Genomic DNA, 16,507 nt, shown 5'->3' with positions numbered 1-16,507 from the left:
GCGGGGCGGGATGCCAGTGCAACCGGTAACCCGGGACTGGATCGACTGGCGTCATCGTCGGATCGCCGCCCGAGCAAGCTCGGCTCCCACAAGGGTTTGTGAACGCCGCAAACCAATGTGGGAGCGGGCTTGCTCGCGAAGACGGCGGTACAGTCAACATTGATGTCGCCTGACACATTGCCTTCGCGAGCAAGCCCGCTCCCACACCTATCGGCTTGAACCCGACAATCTCACGCCAAGCGCGACAACATTTCCTGCGCTTCGCTCTTCTGGGTCGCATCGCCTTCGCTGAGGACTTCGCCGAGGATGTCGCGGGCGCCGTCGTTGTCGCCCATGTCGATGTAGGCCTGGGCCAGATCGAGCTTGGTCGCCACCTCATCGGTGCCGCTGAGGAAGTCGAAGTCCGGTTCGTCTTCAGCGCCGACCAGAGCATCTTCGGCGGTGAAGGTCGGCTGGCCCAGACTGTCGGACAGGCGATCCAGCTCGGCGTTGACGTCGTCCAGCTCGGACTCGAAGGCATCCTTGGGCTGATCAGGGGCGTCCATCTCATCCGCGAGGGACAGATCGAAATCCGCCGGCAGCTCGAGATCGTCGGCCGGCGTATCGGCCAAGGCTGGCGTCTCAGTCGCAGGCACATCCAGGCCCTTGAGGTCGTCGTCCAGATCCAGCAGGAAGTCTTCATCGTCGAGCGCCGGGATCGGCGTCGGCGCATCGGCCCCCAGGTCCAGGTCGAATTCCGACAAGTCGTCCAGGCTTTCGTTGGCCTCGGTCTGCTGCTTGAGCACCGACTCGAAGCTCAGGTCATCGTCTTCCGGGAATGCGTCCAGTTCGGCGACAGGCTCCGGTGCCGGCGTGACCGGGGTCGTTTCCAGGTCATCCAGGCTCAGGTCGAAGGCGCTGTCCAGTTCCTCGTCGGTCGGCGACTTGTCTTCCAGCAGGTCCTTGACGTACTGCGCGTCCAGTTCTGCCGCAACGGCCGCAGCGGCCAGGCCAGCGGTGGTCGCGACCACCATGGCCGGGAAACGGCTTTTCAGCTGTTCGACCTGGGCGAAGTTGTCGCCATTGGCCACCAATTGGCGCTCCTGGGCGACAAAGGCGTCGCGGTCACCCTGTTGGCCGTAGACTTCCATCAGCTTCAGGCGCAGGTCGCTACGCTGGGGCTCGGCCTTGATGCCCTGTTCGAGCAGGTCGGCGGCCTGGTTCAAGCGACCTCGGTCGATATGGGACTGGGCCTGGGGCAGCACGTCGTCGGAGCGCTCGGCGGCCGGTGCCACCAATGGCGCGGCGATAGGTGGCGTGACCACCACAGGCTCGACCACCGGGGCTGGCTTGGGCACTGGCGCAGGGGCCGGTGCGGGTTTTGGCTCGAGTTTTACGCTAGGCGGTGGAACATCAATGCCCTCGAAGCTGCTCGGGGGCAGATCCAGCTCCGGGGAGAAGTCGGCCTCCTCCTCGAGGGCTCGGGCCATGCGCAAATGCTTTTCCGCTTCCTGTTGGGCCTTGCGGCGACGGGCGAGCAACAGCAGCAACAACAGCAGGAGCAACGCACCGCCGCCAATCAAACCCAACAGGATCGGATTGGTCAGCAAGTCGTTGTATTTTTGCTCGTTGGACGCAGCAGGCGTCGGCTCGACCGCTGAGGCAGGCGGGGTCGCTTCCGGGGCCGGCGTGGGTGCAGCCGCCGGGGCCTGTGGCGCTGGCGCAGGGGTCAGCTCAGCGGACATCGCCGGAGGCGCCTCGCCAGCAGGTGCCTCGCCCGCAGGCGGAACGGCGACACCTTCAGCCTGCATCTTGGCCAGTTGATTGTTCTTCAGCTCGATCAGGCGTTGCAGCTTGTCCAGTTGGCTCTGCAGATCCGCCATGCGGCTTTTCAGCTCTTCGTTATCCCGGCGCGCCGAATCGAGGCTTTCCTGGGTAACCGCCAGCTTGTTGGAAAGCGCCTGGGCATCGCCGGCAGCGCCCTTGCCGCCCGCCTTCGCCGCATCGGCCGACACCAGGCTCAAGTTGTCGCGACCGGCCGCCTGGGCCGGCGCGCCTTCACCACGGCCACGCTTGGTGGCGTCCAATTGCTGCTTGCCTGCACCCGCCACGCTACGACGCCCCGAGCGCCAGGCGGCGTTCTGCGCCGCCACTTCGGCAATGGCCTGGGGTTGCGGCAACGCTGTGCTTTGTACCGGGTCAGGCAGGCGCAACACCTGGCCGGTCTTGAGCAGGTTGATGTTGCCATTGATGAACGCGTTCGGGTTCAACGCCTGGATCGCCAGCATGGTTTGCTGGACCGACCCACCGTTGCGCACCTTCGCGGCGATTTCCCACAGGGTATCGCGCGGCGTGGTGGTGTACTGGGAAGGCTTGGTGGCCCCGGTGACCGGCGTGGACACGACCTGGGGCGGTTTCGCCCGGGCGGCATCGGCGGCCTGTGGCGAGAATTTGGAAGGATCGAGCAGCACGCTATAGTCGCGCAGCAGGCGGCCGTTGGGCCACATCACCTGCACCAGGAACTTGACCATCGGTTCGGACAGCGGCCGGCTGGATGTGACTCGCAGGACACTCTTGCCGTTGGCGTTGATCACCGGGGTAAAGCTCAGGTCGCTGAGAAAGGCTTGGCGATCAATGCCCGCCTTGGCGAATTCTTCGGGAGGAGCCAGGCTCGGCACCACTTCGGCGGCAGTCAGTTGCTGAACATCGAGCAGTTCGATTTCGGCCACCAGGGGCTGGTTCGGCGGCGACTTGAGGGTCAATTCCCCGAGCCCGAGCGCTTGCGCCATACCGGAGGACAGCGCCGAGGCGGCCGCTATTGCTAACACCAGTTTGCGAACTTGAACCATAGCCTCTTCCTTTGTTTGAACATTCCTCGGCCAGCGAGAAGGTATTGATGCCGCTGCCGTAAGGCATTGCGCGCAGCCCCGAAGCGACGGTGCGCGCGATCATTTCACTCATGCCCCGGGAAAGCCGCCCAGAGGGATGTTCGCCTTCAGCATTCCGACCAAGCATAGCGCCCAGCTAGAATCATTCGACAAATTGACGCCAAGTATCTTTTACAGCAAGTCTTTAATCAACAACTCAGCCACCTGTACAGCATTGAGCGCTGCACCCTTGCGCACGTTATCTGACGTCAACCACATATTCAGTTCAGCCGGATCGTCGATCCCACCCCGTACCCGACCAACGTAGACCACATCCTGGCCCACTGCATCACCCACCGCAGTCGGGTAGTCGCCCGCCTCCACCAGCTCGATGCCAGGCGCCGCTTCCAAGGCCGCGTTGACCTTGGCCAGGTCGACGGCCTTGGCGGACTGCACGGCCACGCTAAAGCTATCGCCAAAAAACACCGGGGCTTGAATGCAAGTGACGGAAATCTTTAACAAAGGTTGATCCAACACCTGGCGCAACTCGCGGACCAGGCGCTTTTCCAGCGACGTATGGCCCTGTTCGTCCGGCGCGCCGACCTGGGCCAACAGGTTGAACGCCATCTGCCGGTCAAAGAATTTCGGTTCCAGCGGACGGGCGTTGAGCAGCTCGGCGGTCTGGCGCGCCAGCTCGCTCACGGCCACGCGCCCCTGGGCCGATACCGCGAGGCTGGCGGTCAGGCTGATGCGCTGCAGATCCAGGCATTCGCGCAGCGGTGCGAGCACCACCGCCAAGGCTGTGGCCGATGCGCTGGGGCTGCTGACCTGAAACGGCTTGCCCAGGCCAGCCAGGACCTGGGCGTTGGCTTCCGGCACGATCTGCGGCGCCTGCTCGGGCGGCAACGCACCGGACAAATCGATCAGCGCGCAGCCGGCCGCCGTGGCTCGCGGGGCGAAACTCAGGGTCACCGCCGGGCCGGCGGCGAAGAACACCAGTTGGACTTTGCTGAAATCGAATTCGTCGACCTCGCGTACCCGCACGTTTTTATTGCGAAACATCACCGAGCTACCTGCCGATTCGCTGCTGGCCAGCAGGTGCAGGTTGCCGACCGGGAAGTCCCGTTCTTCGAGAATCTGGACGAGGGTTTCGCCGACAGTACCGGTGGCGCCGATCACGGCAATATCAAAGGACTGGCTCATGGGTCTACCTCAGGTAAAACGTGGGGAGCGGCACTTTACCGGGTGGTGGGTGGGCAAGCAATTGGCAGGAAAACCTGTGGTGATTGTGCCGACCTCTTCGCGAGCAGGCTCGCTCCCACAGGTTTTGTGACCACTGAAGATCCAATGTGGGGCTTGCTCGCGAATGCGGTGTGCCAGCTAAAAACTAGTGACTGACACTCTGCTTTCGCGAGCAAGCCCGCTCCCACAATTGATCCTATACATCCAGCTCCATAAAAAAACCCGCGCCTCTCACAAGGCACGGGCTCTTTCACAGCCGCAATCGATCAACGCTCGAGCAGGATCCGTAGCATGCGGCGCAGCGGTTCGGCCGCGCCCCACAGCAGTTGGTCGCCGACGGTGAAGGCACCGACGAATTGCGAACCCATGTTCAGTTTGCGCAGACGGCCCACCGGTACATTCAGGGTGCCGGTGACCTTGGTCGGGCTCAGCTCCTGCATGCTGGTCTCGCGATTGTTCGGCACCAGCTTGACCCAAGGGTTGTGCTGGCTGATCAGGCCTTCGATGTCGGCGATCGGCACGTCTTTGTTCAGCTTGATGGTCAGCGCCTGGCTGTGGCAGCGCATGGCGCCGATGCGCACGCAGATGCCGTCCACCGGGATCGGGCTCTTGAAGCGACCCAGGATCTTGTTGGTTTCGGCCTGGGCCTTCCATTCTTCACGGCTCTGACCGTTAGGCAGCTCCTTGTCGATCCAAGGAATCAGGCTGCCGGCCAGCGGCACGCCGAAGTTCTCGGTCGGGTAGGCATCGCTGCGCATCGCCTCGGCGACCTTGCGGTCGATGTCGAGGATGGCGCTGGCCGGGTTGGCCAGGTCATCGGCGACGGCGGCGTGGGTCGCGCCCATCTGCTTGATCAGCTCACGCATGTTCTGCGCGCCGGCACCGGACGCCGCCTGGTAGGTCATGGCGCTCATCCATTCCACCAGCCCGGCTTCGAACAGCCCGCCCAGGCCCATCAGCATCAGGCTGACGGTGCAGTTGCCGCCGATGTAGTTCTTGGTGCCCGCGTCCAGCTGCTGGTCGATGACCTTGCGGTTCACCGGGTCGAGGATGATCACCGCGTCGTCCTGCATGCGCAGGCTGGAAGCGGCGTCGATCCAGTAACCCTGCCAGCCGGCTTCACGCAGCTTGGGGAATACTTCGCTGGTGTAGTCGCCGCCCTGGCAGGTCAGGATGACGTCGAGGGTCTTGAGCTCTTCGACGCTGTAGGCATCCTTGAGCACACCGGTGTCCTTGCCCACGGACGGGCCCTGGCCACCAACGTTGGAAGTGGTGAAGAACACCGGCTCAATGAGATCGAAATCCTGCTCTTCCAGCATTCGCTGCATGAGCACGGAACCGACCATGCCGCGCCAACCGATCAGACCTACACGTTTCATCGCAACTACACCTATACAAAAGTGGGCCACCGTCGAAGCGGTGGGCCCGAAAGATTACAGATTCCGCAGCGCCGCGACTACTGCATCGCCCATTTGCTGCGTACCGACTTTGGTACAACCTTGCGACCAGATATCACCAGTGCGCAAGCCTTGGTCCAAGACCACGCTGACGGCTTTTTCGATCGCGTCGGCGGCATCGTTCAAGTTGAAGCTGTAGCGCAGCATCATCGACACCGACAGGATGGTCGCCAATGGGTTGGCAATTCCTTGCCCGGCGATGTCCGGCGCTGAACCGTGGCACGGCTCGTACATGCCCTTGTTGTTGGCGTCCAGGGAGGCCGACGGCAGCATGCCGATGGAACCGGTGAGCATCGACGCTTCGTCGGACAGGATGTCGCCGAACATGTTGTCGGTGACGATCACGTCGAATTGCTTCGGCGCACGCACCAGTTGCATGGCGGCGTTGTCGACGTACATGTGGCTCAGCTCGATGTCCGGGTAATCCTGGGCCACCTGCTCGACCACTTCACGCCACAGTTGGCTGGAAGCCAGCACGTTGGCCTTGTCCACCGAGCACAGCTTCTTGCCACGCACGCGGGCCATGTCGAAGCCGACCCGGGCGATACGGCGGATTTCGCTTTCGCTGTACGGCAGGGTGTCGTAGGCCTGGCGCTCGCCGTTTTCCAGCTCACGGGTGCCACGCGGGGCGCCGAAGTAGATACCGCCGGTCAGCTCACGGACGATGAGGATGTCCAGGCCCGAGACGATTTCCGGCTTCAGGCTCGAGGCATCGGCCAGTTGCGGGTAAAGAATCGCCGGACGCAGGTTGCCGAACAGGCCCAGTTGCGCACGGATCTTCAGCAAGCCGCGCTCAGGACGGATGTCGCGTTCGATCTTGTCCCATTTCGGGCCGCCCACGGCGCCCAGCAGCACGGCATCGGCAGCACGGGCACGGTCCAGGGTTTCATCGGCCAGCGGCACGCCGTGCTTGTCGATGGCGGCGCCGCCGATCACGTCGTGGCTGAGCTCGAAGCCCAGGCCGTACTTGTCGTTCGCCAGTTCCAGGACCTTGACCGCCTCGGCCATGATTTCCGGACCAATGCCATCACCTGGGAGAATCAGAATCTGCTTGCTCATGCTTTCCTCATTTGCTCTGTCGACACGGGCCGGGGCTTCGTAGCCAAGGCCGGGCCGGGAAAAATGCTATCGCTCGGCCCACAGCACCAGTACATCTGTACTGAACGAACCATCGGCCTCAATCTCAAAATATTCACGCACTTCGTCGCCCATCGAACGCTGCAGCTGCAGGATCGCCGCACGCATGACCTCGGGCGTGCGCATGCGTTCGACCCAGGAGCGGTACTCCAGGCGCAGGCGCTGGCGCGAGGTGCTGCGGGTGTGCAACCCCGCGTCGCTGACCTGGCGCAACCATTCGTCGGCGGAATAATCGCGCACATGGCTGGTGTCGCGCAGCACTTCAATGCTTTGCAGGTAGGTGTCCAGCAACGGCATGCCCGGCGACAGGATGTCGATGAACGCCATCACCCCGCCCGGCTTGAGCACCCGTCGCACTTCCCGCAGCGCCAGGCCGAGGTCGCTCCAATGATGCGCCGAATAACGGCTGAACACGAAGTCGAACTCAGCGTCGGCGAACGGCAGGCGCTCGGCGGCGCCACGAACCGTGCTGATGTTGCCCAGGCCACGCTCGGCCGCCGCCGTGGCGACCACGTCAAGCATCTGCTGGGACAAATCATAAGCCACCACCTCACCGGCCAGCGGTGCCACGTGGAAACTCACATGACCAGCGCCGCACCCCAGGTCCAGCACACGGGCATCGCCACGACCGGCCAAGGCAGCCTGTAGCAGCGCGAATTCAGCGCCCTGGGCGTGCACGGCACTGCTCAGGTAGGCTGAGGCCTGTTCACCGAATTGCTTTTGTACAACCTGACTGTGGGCGGTGCTGGTCATGGGGACTTCCTTTTGGTGTTGTGTTGCCTGGGCGGGCCTCTTCGCGAGCAGGCTCGCTCCCACAGGAGTTTTGTGAACACCGCAAATCCAATGTGGGAGCGAGCCTGCTCGCGAAGACGTCGTTATGCCTTACGCAAATCAAGCATCGCGAAACAACCAAGGCTGGCTCGCCCGGTGCTTGGCCTCGAACGCGGCAATCGCCTCGCCGTCCTGCAAGGTCAGGCCGATGTCATCCAGGCCATTGAGCAGGCAATGCTTGCGGAACGCGTCGATCTCGAAACCCAGCACCTTGCCGTCGGGACGGGTCACGGTCTGGGCAGCCAGGTCGATCTGCAATTGATAGCCGGGGTTGGCCTCGACCTGCTGGAACAGTTCATCCACGTCAGCATCGCTGAGGATGATCGGCAGCAAGCCGTTCTTGAAGCTGTTGTTGAAGAAGATGTCGGCGTAGCTCGGCGCGATGATGCTGCGGAAACCGTATTCTTCCAGGGCCCATGGCGCGTGCTCGCGGCTCGAACCGCAGCCGAAGTTCTCCCGGGCCAGCAACACGCTGGCGCCCTGGTAGCGCTCGGCGTTGAGCACGAAATCCTTGTTCAGCGGCCGCTTGGAGTTGTCCTGGTACGGCTGGCCGACATCCAGGTAGCGCCATTCGTCGAACAGGTTCGGGCCAAAACCGGTGCGCTTGATGGACTTCAAGAACTGCTTGGGAATGATCTGGTCGGTGTCGACGTTGGCACGATCCAAAGGCGCGACAAGACCGGTGTGCTGGGTAAAAGCTTTCATGCTGCGCTCCTTCAGATCAATTCGCGGACGTCGACGAAACGGCCGTTTACGGCGGCCGCGGCGGCCATGGCCGGGCTCACCAGGTGCGTACGGCCACCGGCGCCTTGACGGCCTTCGAAGTTACGGTTGGAGGTGGAGGCGCAATGCTCGCCCGACTCCAGGCGATCGGGATTCATCGCCAGGCACATCGAGCACCCTGGCTCACGCCACTCGAAACCGGCCTCGAGGAAAATCTTGTCCAGCCCTTCCGCTTCGGCCTGGGCCTTCACCAAGCCCGAGCCCGGCACCACGATGGCCTGCTTGATGGTCGAGGCCACCTTGCGGCCCTTGGCGATCACCGCAGCGGCGCGCAGGTCTTCGATCCGCGAGTTGGTGCAGGAACCGATGAACACGCGGTCGAGCTGAATGTCGGTGATCGCCTGGTTGGCGCTCAAGCCCATGTACTTCAAGGCGCGGACGATGGAGTCGCGCTTGACCAAGTCCATTTCCTTGGCCGGATCCGGTACGTTCTGGTCCACGGCCAAAACCATTTCCGGGGAAGTGCCCCAGCTGACTTGCGGCTTGATCTGCGTCGCGTCGAGCTCGACCACGGTGTCGAACTTGGCATCGGCGTCGGAAACCAGGTCTTTCCAGGCCTCGACCGCCATGTCCCATTCCGCGCCTTTTGGCGAGAACGGACGGCCCTTGACGTATTCCACGGTTTTTTCATCGGCAGCCACCAGGCCGACACGGGCGCCGGCCTCGATGGACATGTTGCAGATGGTCATGCGGCCTTCGACGGACAAATCGCGGATCGCGCTGCCGGCGAACTCGATGGCATGGCCGTTACCGCCGGCGGTGCCGATCTTGCCGATCACGGCCAGGACGATGTCCTTGGCGGTCACGCCGAACGGCAACTTGCCCTCGACGCGCACCAGCATGTTTTTCATTTTCTTGGCGACCAGGCACTGGGTGGCGAGCACATGCTCCACCTCGGAGGTACCGATGCCATGGGCCAAGGCGCCGAAAGCACCGTGGGTCGAGGTGTGCGAGTCGCCGCAGACCACGGTCATGCCGGGCAAGGTCGCGCCCTGCTCCGGGCCGATGACGTGGACGATGCCCTGGCGCACATCGTTCATCTTGAATTCGACGATGCCGTATTCGTCACAGTTATCGTCGAGGGTCTGGACTTGCAGGCGCGAGACCTGGTCGGCAATCGCTTCGATGCCGCCCTTGCGCTCCGGCGTGGTCGGTACGTTGTGGTCCGGGGTCGCGATGTTGGCATCGATGCGCCACGGCTTGCGCCCGGCCAGGCGCAGGCCTTCGAAGGCCTGCGGCGACGTCACTTCGTGAATGATGTGACGGTCGATGTAGATCAGCGCCGAGCCATCGTCGCGCTGCTTGACCAAATGCGAATCCCAGAGCTTGTCGTAGAGCGTTTTGCCGGCCATCAGACGGTTTCCTCATCAGCTTGTTTCTATGCCCCGGGCCTTGAACGAATCAATAACCCCTTGGCTTGTGAGGCTGATCCTATGGGGTTACATTAAATAACTCAAATTCATATTTTTCATACTTTGCATAACCAACTGGAATCTGACCGGAACCGCCATGGACCTCGCCAACCTCAATGCTTTTATTGCCATCGCCGAGACGGGCAGTTTCTCCGGCGCCGGCGAACGCCTGCACCTGACACAGCCGGCCATTAGCAAGCGCATTGCCGGTCTTGAGCAGCAGCTCAAGGTGCGCCTGTTCGACCGCCTGGGCCGTGAAGTGGGCCTGACCGAGGCCGGCCGGGCCCTGTTGCCACGGGCTTATCAGATCCTCAACGTGCTCGACGACACCCGCCGCGCCCTGACCAACCTGACCGGCGAAGTGACCGGGCGCCTGACCCTCGCCACCAGCCACCACATCGGCCTGCACCGCCTGCCGCCTTTATTGAGAGAGTTCACCCGGCGCTATCCCCAGGTGGCGCTGGACATCCAGTTCCTGGATTCGGAAGTGGCCTACGAAGAAATCCTCCATGGCCGGGCGGAACTGGCCGTCATCACCCTCGCTCCCGAACCCCACACGCTGGTACGGGCTACGCCGGTGTGGGACGACCCCTTGGATTTCGTCGTCGCCCCGGAGCATGCCTTGCTGGAAAACGGCGCGGTGAGCCTGGCGGACATCGCCTTGCATCCGGCGGTATTCCCGGGGGGCAACACCTTTACCCATCACATCGTGCAACGATTGTTCGAGGCCCAGGGCCTGACGCCGAACATCGCCATGAGCACGAATTATCTGGAAACCATAAAGATGATGGTCTCCATCGGCCTGGCCTGGAGCGTTCTGCCGCGCACCATGCTCGATGAACAGGTCGCGCGCATTCCTTTGCCAGGCATACAGCTCAGTCGCCAGCTAGGCTATATCTTGCACACCGAACGGACGCTATCGAACGCCGCACGGGCTTTCATGGCCTTACTGGACGCACAAATCGATTTGCCAGGGACAAAGGCATAGGTTGTGCCGCGCCTGTAGGGCCTTGAATGCTTGTGTTTAATGCCCAAACCCGCTCAAGGCTCGCTAGAAAAATGCCCAAACCCGCTGACCATCTCCCGCCCCTGCCGCGCATCCAGGCGCTCGACCCGAAGCGGTCCGAGCAAAGCTGGGACAGCGCGCCACAGTTGCTGGCCGCCCTGAACGGCGCGCGGCTGGGCGCCTGGTCGTGGGACATCGAGAGCGGACGGATCAGTTGGTCCCGCGGCACCCAGGCACTGTTCGGCTTCGATCCGCGCCAGCCGTTGCCGGCGGACGTGGACTACCTCGACCTGCTGTTGCCCGAAGACCGGGCCAGGGCCGTGCGCGCCTTTCATGCGGCGGTGGCCGGGGCGCCGCTGGAACAGGCCATGCACCATCGCATCGTCTGGCCCGACGGCAGCCTGCACTGGCTGGAGATCAGTGGCAGCGTCCTGCCCGACAAGCACGGCCGGCCGCGCATGATCGGGGTGATTCGCGAAATCACCCATCAGCGCGAGCGGGAACAGGCGCTGCGCAGTTCGGAAAAACGCTTCGCCACGCTCTTTCACCTGTGCCCGAACATGGTCCTGCTGACCCGCCAGGAAGACGGCCTGATCAGCGAGGCCAACCAGTATTTCGAAAGTCTGTTCGGTTGGCCGGTGCATGACGTGGTCGGCCGCACCACGCTGGAGCTGGGCTTGTGGGTTGACCCCAAGCAGCGGGCGAAACTGGTGGAGGCGACCAAAGCCAAGGGCGAGCTGATCAGCATGGAAGTGGAGTTCCGAGCCAGTAACGGTCAGATCCATAACGGGATTCTCAGTGCGCAGAAAGTCGAACTCGAAGGCCAGCCGTACCTGCTGAGCACGTTCCTCGACACCACCGAGCGCAAACTCGCCGAACAGGCCCTCAAGGACAGCCAGGAACGCCTGGACCTGGCCCTCGACTCGGCGCAACTGGGCACCTGGGACTGGCACATTCCCAGCGGCATGCTCTACGGCTCGGCCCGGGCCGCGCAGCTCCATGGCCTGGAACCCAAGCCGTTCCACGAATCGTTCGATGCGTTTTTCGAGGGGGTCCCCACCGAAGAACGCAACAACATGCGCAACGCCTATCGCAGCCTGCGCGAAGGTCCGGCGGGCAACTACCAGTTGACCTACCGCGTGCAACTGCCGGACGGCAGCTCGCGCTACCTGGAAAGCCGCGCCCGCCTCTACCGCAACGACGACGGCAGCCCCCTGCGCATGGCCGGGACCTTGCTGGACATCACCGACCAGGTGGAGCGCGAACAAAGCCTGGCCGCCTCGGAAGAGAAATTCGCCACGCTGTTCCAGGTCAGTCCCGACCCGATCTGCGTCACTCACCAGGACAGCGGCCGATTCCTCGAGATCAACTCCAGCTTCACCCAGACCTTCGGCTGGACTGCCAGCGACGTCAATGGCCTCAATGCCGACGAGATCGGCCTCTGGGATGCCTCGGGCAGCAGCCTGCAACGCATCGAGCGGGTGATCCGCGAACAATCGCTGAACAATGTCGCCATCGTCGTTCACCATAAGAACGGCCAGCCGCTGACCTGCGTGATTTCCAGCCGGCAAATCAACGTTGGCAACCAACCCTGCATCGTTACGACCTTGCGCGACATTACACAGCAGCAACGCTCCGAAGCCGCCCTCAAGGCCAGTGAAGAGAAGTTCGCCAAGGCGTTTCATTCCAGCCCCGACGCCATCACCATCACCGAGCTCGAAAGCGGTCGCTACCTGGAAGTCAACGACGGTTTTTGTCGGTTGACCGGCTACCGCGCCGATGAAGTGATCGGGCGTACAGTCCATGAGGTGGGTATCTGGGCCGAAGAAAAACAGCGCGCCGCCCTGCTGGCCGAACTGCAACTCAAGGGCCGCGTGATCCACCAGGAAATGCTCGGGCGCAATAAACGGGGGGAAATTCTCACGGTAGAAGTCTCGGTCGAGCCCATCACCCTCAATGAAACCGCGTGCCTGCTATTGACCGCCCGGGACGTCAGCCTGCTGCGCAACGCTGAAGCCCAGATCCGTCACCTGGCCTATCACGACTCGCTGACCAACCTGCCCAACCGGGCCTTGCTGATGGACCGCCTGAGCCAGCAGATCGCCCTGCTCAAGCGTCACAACTTGCGAGGTGCTCTGCTGTTTCTCGACCTGGACCACTTCAAGCACATCAACGACTCCCTCGGTCACCCGGTGGGCGATACCGTGCTTAAAATCATCACCGCACGCCTGGAAGCCAGCGTGCGCCTGGAAGACACCGTCGCGCGCCTGGGCGGCGACGAGTTCGTGGTCTTGCTCAGCGGCCTGGAAGGCTCGCGCAGCCAGGTCAGCAAGCAAGTGCAGACCCTGGCCGACACCCTGCGTGAACTGCTCTCGGAACCCATGTTTCTCGATGGCCAACGCCTGCAGGTCACGCCTAGCATCGGCATCGCGCTGATCCCCGACCACGGTTCCACGCCCACCGATTTGCTCAAGCGCGCGGATATTGCGCTGTACCGTGCCAAGGATTCGGGACGCAACACCTCGCAGATGTTTCACACCACCATGCAAAAAGCTGCCAGCGAACGGCTGCGCATGGAAACCGACCTGCGCCAGGCCCTGGCCCGTGGCGAGTTCAGCGTGCATTTCCAGCCCCAGGTCGATGCCCGGGACAATCGCATCATCGGCGCCGAAGCCTTGGTACGCTGGCATCACCCGGACCTCGGCGCCCAATCGCCCAATGAATTCATCAAAGTGCTGGAAGACAGCGGCCTGATCCTCGAAGTCGGGACCTGGATCCTCGATGAAGCCTGCGACGGCTTCAAGCAACTGATCGCCAAGGGCAAGATCGACCCGCAGCGATTCAGCCTGTGCGTGAACATCAGCCCACGGCAATTCCGCCAGAGTGACTTCGTCGAGCGCATCGAAAACAGCCTGGCCAGCCACGGCCTGCCTTGCTCGCTGCTGAAGCTGGAGATCACCGAAGGCATCGTTATCCAGAACCTCGACGACACCATCGCCAAGATGCGCCGGCTCAAAAAACTGGGGGTGAGCTTCGCCATGGACGATTTCGGCACCGGTTATTCGTCGCTGACCTACCTCAAGCGCCTGCCGGTGGACACGCTGAAAATCGACCAGTCATTCGTGCGCGACGCCACCAGCGACCCCAACGACGCCGAAATCATCCGCGCCATCGTCGCCATGGCCCGCAGCCTCAACCTGGTGATGATTGCCGAAGGCGTGGAGACCCTGGAGCAATTGCACTTCCTGCAAGGGCTCGATTGCCATTTGTACCAGGGTTACCTGCACAGTCGGCCGTTGCCGCTGGAGGCGTTTGAGCGGTTGTTGCCGTGACATGGAAACGCGGCGGGGAACCCTTGTGGCGAGAGGGGTTATGTGGGAGCAAAGCTTGCTCGCGACTGCAGCTGACTCGGTATCTGAAGGACCGCATCGCTTTTATCGCGGGCAAGCCTTGCTCCCACAGCCCCCCGCCACAATTAATCTGGCAATCACTCCAAAATGAAGAAGGGCGCCATTTGGCGCCCTTCTTCAGTTGCGATGCTTCAGTTTTGCAGCGCAGGTTGCTGCTGCGCACCGTTGATCGGGATGCGCTTGGCTTTCGCCTCTTCCGGAACCACCCGCAACAGGTCGATGCTCAACAGACCGTTGCGCAGGCCAGCGGACTTGATCTCGATATGGTCCGCCAACCGGAAGGACAGCTTGAACGCACGCTGGGCAATGCCCTGGTGCAGGAAGGTGACGCTGTCGTTGCTGGCTTCACGCTTGCCGCCACTGATGGTCAGCACACCTTTTTCCACTTGCAGGTCCAGGTCTTCTTCCTGGAAACCGGCGGCGGCGACCACGATGCGGTACTCGTCATCACCATGTTTTTCCACGTTGTAGGGTGGATAGCTGCTGCCTGGTTCGTTGCGCAGGGCGGTTTCGAACAAATCGTTGAAACGGTCGAAGCCTACCGAGGAACGGAACAGAGGGGCCAGCGAAAATGCAGTACTCATGATTCAAATCTCCTGAAAAAATCAGCAAGGTTTTTTGTCTCCGCGACCCGAATTCGGCATCGCGTAACCCCTATCTAGGGTTCGCCAAAAACTTTTCAAGAGGTTTTTTTGAAATTTTTTCAGGCGGCTTCGGTGCGCTGAACACCCAGCAAATGCCCCACCGCGTCGAGGTCGGTTTCCCGGCGCAGGGCGGTAAACAGTGCCACCGCTTCGGGGTAATTGCGGGTCAACATCGCCAGCCACTGCTTCAGACGGCCCGGCGCCTGGCGCGGTGTCAGTTGCTCAACCACCTGCACCCAGAAGTCATGGAGCATCGGTTGCAGCTCGGCCCAGGACATCTCGACCACCTCTTCGCCAGCTCGGGCGGCGGCGATCTGCCGGGCCAAGTCAGGGCGGGAAACGAGGCCGCGACCGAGCATGATGTCCTCGACACCGCTGATTTCACGGCAACGGCGCCAATCCTCGACACTCCAGATATCGCCATTGGCGAACACCGGCACCTTGACCACTTCCTGGACACGGGGGATCCACTCCCAATGGGCCGGAGGCTTGTAGCCATCAACCTTGGTCCGCGCATGCACCACGATGTGCGCCGCGCCGCCTTCGGCCAACGCCGTGGCACAGACCAGTGCGCCATCCGGGCTATCGAAACCCAGGCGCATCTTGGCGGTGACGGGAATGTGTTTCGGCACGGCGCGGCGCACGTGCTCGACAATTTCGTTAAGCAGTTCCGGTTCCTTGAGCAATACCGCCCCGCCCCGGGATTTGTTCACGGTCTTGGCCGGGCAACCGAAGTTCAGGTCGATCACCTCCGAGCCCAATTCACACGCCAACGCGGCGTTTTCCGCCAGGCATACCGGATCGGAGCCGAGCAACTGCACCCGCAACGGCACGCCGGCAGCGGTCTGGGCACCGGTCAGCAGCTCAGGAGCGAGCTTATGAAAATAGGCCGGCGTGAGCAGACGGTCGTTGACGCGGATGAACTCGGTGACACACCAGTCGATACCGCCAACACGGGTCAGGACGTCCCGCAGGATGTTGTCGACCAACCCCTCCATGGGCGCCAGGGCAATTTGCATGGAAACACACACTCGAACGAAAAAACGTGCGGCAGTTTACCGGATTTTACCCACGACATTGGAATTCACCACCAAACCCTGTGGGAGCGAGCCTGCTCACGATGGCAGCGGGTCAGTTTGCAGGGATGCTGGATGGGCTGCCGTCTTCGCGAGCAAGCCCGCTCCCACAGGGTTCCGAGGTGTTCACGGCATTGGAGTCCACCATCAATCCCTGTGGGAGCCGAGCTTGCTCGCGATGGCGGTGGGTCAGTTTGCAGGGATGTTGGATGTGCTGCCGTCATCGCGAGCAGGCTCGCTCCCACAGGGGGTCCAGGGCGATCATGGCATTGGAGTCCACCATCAATCCCTGTGGGAGCCGAGCTTGCTCGCGAAAGCGGTGGGTCAGTTTGCAGGGATGCTGGATGGGCTGCCGTCTTCGCGAGCAGGCCCGCTCCCACAGGGTTCCGAGGTGTTCACGGCATTGGAGTCCACCATCAATCCCTGTGGGAGCCGAGCTTGCTCGCGATGGCGGTGGGTCAGTTTGCAGGGATGCTGGATGTGCTGCCGTCTTCGCGAGCAGGCTCGCTCCCACAGGGGGTCCAGGGCGATCATGGCATTGGAGTCCACCATCAATCCCTGTGGGAGCCGAGCTTGCTCGCGATGGCGGTGGGGCAGTTTGCAGGGATGCTGGATGGGCTGCCGCCATCGCGAGCAAGCTCGCTCCCACAGGGGGTCCAGGGC

The 16,507-nt window shown here is 62.5% G+C and carries 11 protein-coding genes; 2 read left to right on the top strand and 9 right to left on the bottom strand.

What is annotated here, in order from left to right:
- Positions 1-230: 230 nt before the first annotated feature.
- The 7 genes from J3361_RS25020 to leuC form a co-directional block, all read right to left on the bottom strand.
- On the bottom strand, positions 231-2,828 hold the full coding sequence (locus J3361_RS25020; protein WP_207966799.1) for a FimV family protein: 2,598 nt from the start codon (positions 2,826-2,828) through the stop codon (positions 231-233).
- A 210-nt stretch (positions 2,829-3,038) separates the two neighbouring features.
- On the bottom strand, positions 3,039-4,049 hold the full coding sequence (locus tag J3361_RS25015; protein ID WP_207966798.1) for an aspartate-semialdehyde dehydrogenase: 1,011 nt from the start codon (positions 4,047-4,049) through the stop codon (positions 3,039-3,041).
- 305 nt (positions 4,050-4,354) lie between these two features.
- Positions 4,355-5,467, bottom strand: coding sequence for an aspartate-semialdehyde dehydrogenase (gene asd, locus J3361_RS25010; protein ID WP_207966797.1), 1,113 nt, complete (start codon positions 5,465-5,467; stop codon positions 4,355-4,357).
- 54 nt (positions 5,468-5,521) lie between these two features.
- Complete coding sequence (gene leuB, locus J3361_RS25005) at positions 5,522-6,604, bottom strand: 3-isopropylmalate dehydrogenase (RefSeq protein WP_207966796.1); 1,083 nt, start codon at positions 6,602-6,604, stop codon at positions 5,522-5,524.
- Positions 6,605-6,670: 66 nt separating this feature from the next.
- The gene (locus J3361_RS25000) at positions 6,671-7,435 is read right to left on the bottom strand and encodes a methyltransferase domain-containing protein (protein WP_186707437.1); all 765 of its coding nucleotides are present in this window, start codon (positions 7,433-7,435) and stop codon (positions 6,671-6,673) included.
- A gap of 138 nt (positions 7,436-7,573) precedes the next feature.
- Positions 7,574-8,218: a 3-isopropylmalate dehydratase small subunit gene (gene leuD / locus J3361_RS24995; RefSeq protein WP_003203864.1), complete on the bottom strand. Its 645-nt coding sequence runs from the start codon at positions 8,216-8,218 to the stop codon at positions 7,574-7,576.
- 11 nt (positions 8,219-8,229) lie between these two features.
- The gene (gene leuC / locus J3361_RS24990; protein WP_003203866.1) at positions 8,230-9,648 is read right to left on the bottom strand and encodes a 3-isopropylmalate dehydratase large subunit; all 1,419 of its coding nucleotides are present in this window, start codon (positions 9,646-9,648) and stop codon (positions 8,230-8,232) included.
- A gap of 157 nt (positions 9,649-9,805) precedes the next feature.
- Between leuC and J3361_RS24985 the strand changes: the two genes are divergently transcribed.
- Together J3361_RS24985 and J3361_RS24980 are read left to right on the top strand one after the other, a co-directional pair.
- The gene (locus tag J3361_RS24985; RefSeq protein ID WP_207966795.1) at positions 9,806-10,696 is read left to right on the top strand and encodes a LysR family transcriptional regulator; all 891 of its coding nucleotides are present in this window, start codon (positions 9,806-9,808) and stop codon (positions 10,694-10,696) included.
- 71 nt (positions 10,697-10,767) lie between these two features.
- On the top strand, positions 10,768-14,046 hold the full coding sequence (locus J3361_RS24980) for an EAL domain-containing protein (RefSeq protein ID WP_207966794.1): 3,279 nt from the start codon (positions 10,768-10,770) through the stop codon (positions 14,044-14,046).
- Positions 14,047-14,255: 209 nt separating this feature from the next.
- On the opposite strand, the gene J3361_RS24975 is transcribed toward J3361_RS24980, so the two are convergent.
- Both J3361_RS24975 and J3361_RS24970 read right to left on the bottom strand, forming a co-directional pair.
- The gene (locus tag J3361_RS24975) at positions 14,256-14,708 is read right to left on the bottom strand and encodes an Hsp20 family protein (RefSeq protein ID WP_053123476.1); all 453 of its coding nucleotides are present in this window, start codon (positions 14,706-14,708) and stop codon (positions 14,256-14,258) included.
- 119 nt (positions 14,709-14,827) lie between these two features.
- A complete protein-coding gene (locus J3361_RS24970) occupies positions 14,828-15,787 on the bottom strand; it encodes a tRNA-dihydrouridine synthase (RefSeq protein ID WP_186707432.1) in 960 nt (319 codons plus the stop codon).
- Between the last annotated feature and the right edge of the window lie 720 nt (positions 15,788-16,507).

The sequence above is a fragment of the Pseudomonas sp. OA65 genome, assembly GCF_017498305.1.
GTDB classification, from domain to species: Bacteria; Pseudomonadota; Gammaproteobacteria; order Pseudomonadales; family Pseudomonadaceae; genus Aquipseudomonas; species Aquipseudomonas zanjanensis.
The sequence above is the reverse complement of the archived record's forward strand: the minus strand, read 5'-3'. Positions and strand labels throughout refer to the sequence as shown.

Coding starts and splice junctions, on each gene's coding strand:
- J3361_RS25020 (WP_207966799.1), bottom strand. CDS start 2,828: ATGGTTCAAGTTCGCAAACTGGTGTTAGCAATAGCGGCCGCCTCGGCG.
- J3361_RS25015 (WP_207966798.1), bottom strand. CDS start 4,049: ATGAGCCAGTCCTTTGATATTGCCGTGATCGGCGCCACCGGTACTGTC.
- asd (WP_207966797.1), bottom strand. CDS start 5,467: ATGAAACGTGTAGGTCTGATCGGTTGGCGCGGCATGGTCGGTTCCGTG.
- leuB (WP_207966796.1), bottom strand. CDS start 6,604: ATGAGCAAGCAGATTCTGATTCTCCCAGGTGATGGCATTGGTCCGGAA.
- J3361_RS25000 (WP_186707437.1), bottom strand. CDS start 7,435: ATGACCAGCACCGCCCACAGTCAGGTTGTACAAAAGCAATTCGGTGAA.
- leuD (WP_003203864.1), bottom strand. CDS start 8,218: ATGAAAGCTTTTACCCAGCACACCGGTCTTGTCGCGCCTTTGGATCGT.
- leuC (WP_003203866.1), bottom strand. CDS start 9,648: ATGGCCGGCAAAACGCTCTACGACAAGCTCTGGGATTCGCATTTGGTC.
- J3361_RS24985 (WP_207966795.1), top strand. CDS start 9,806: ATGGACCTCGCCAACCTCAATGCTTTTATTGCCATCGCCGAGACGGGC.
- J3361_RS24980 (WP_207966794.1), top strand. CDS start 10,768: ATGCCCAAACCCGCTGACCATCTCCCGCCCCTGCCGCGCATCCAGGCG.
- J3361_RS24975 (WP_053123476.1), bottom strand. CDS start 14,708: ATGAGTACTGCATTTTCGCTGGCCCCTCTGTTCCGTTCCTCGGTAGGC.
- J3361_RS24970 (WP_186707432.1), bottom strand. CDS start 15,787: ATGCAAATTGCCCTGGCGCCCATGGAGGGGTTGGTCGACAACATCCTG.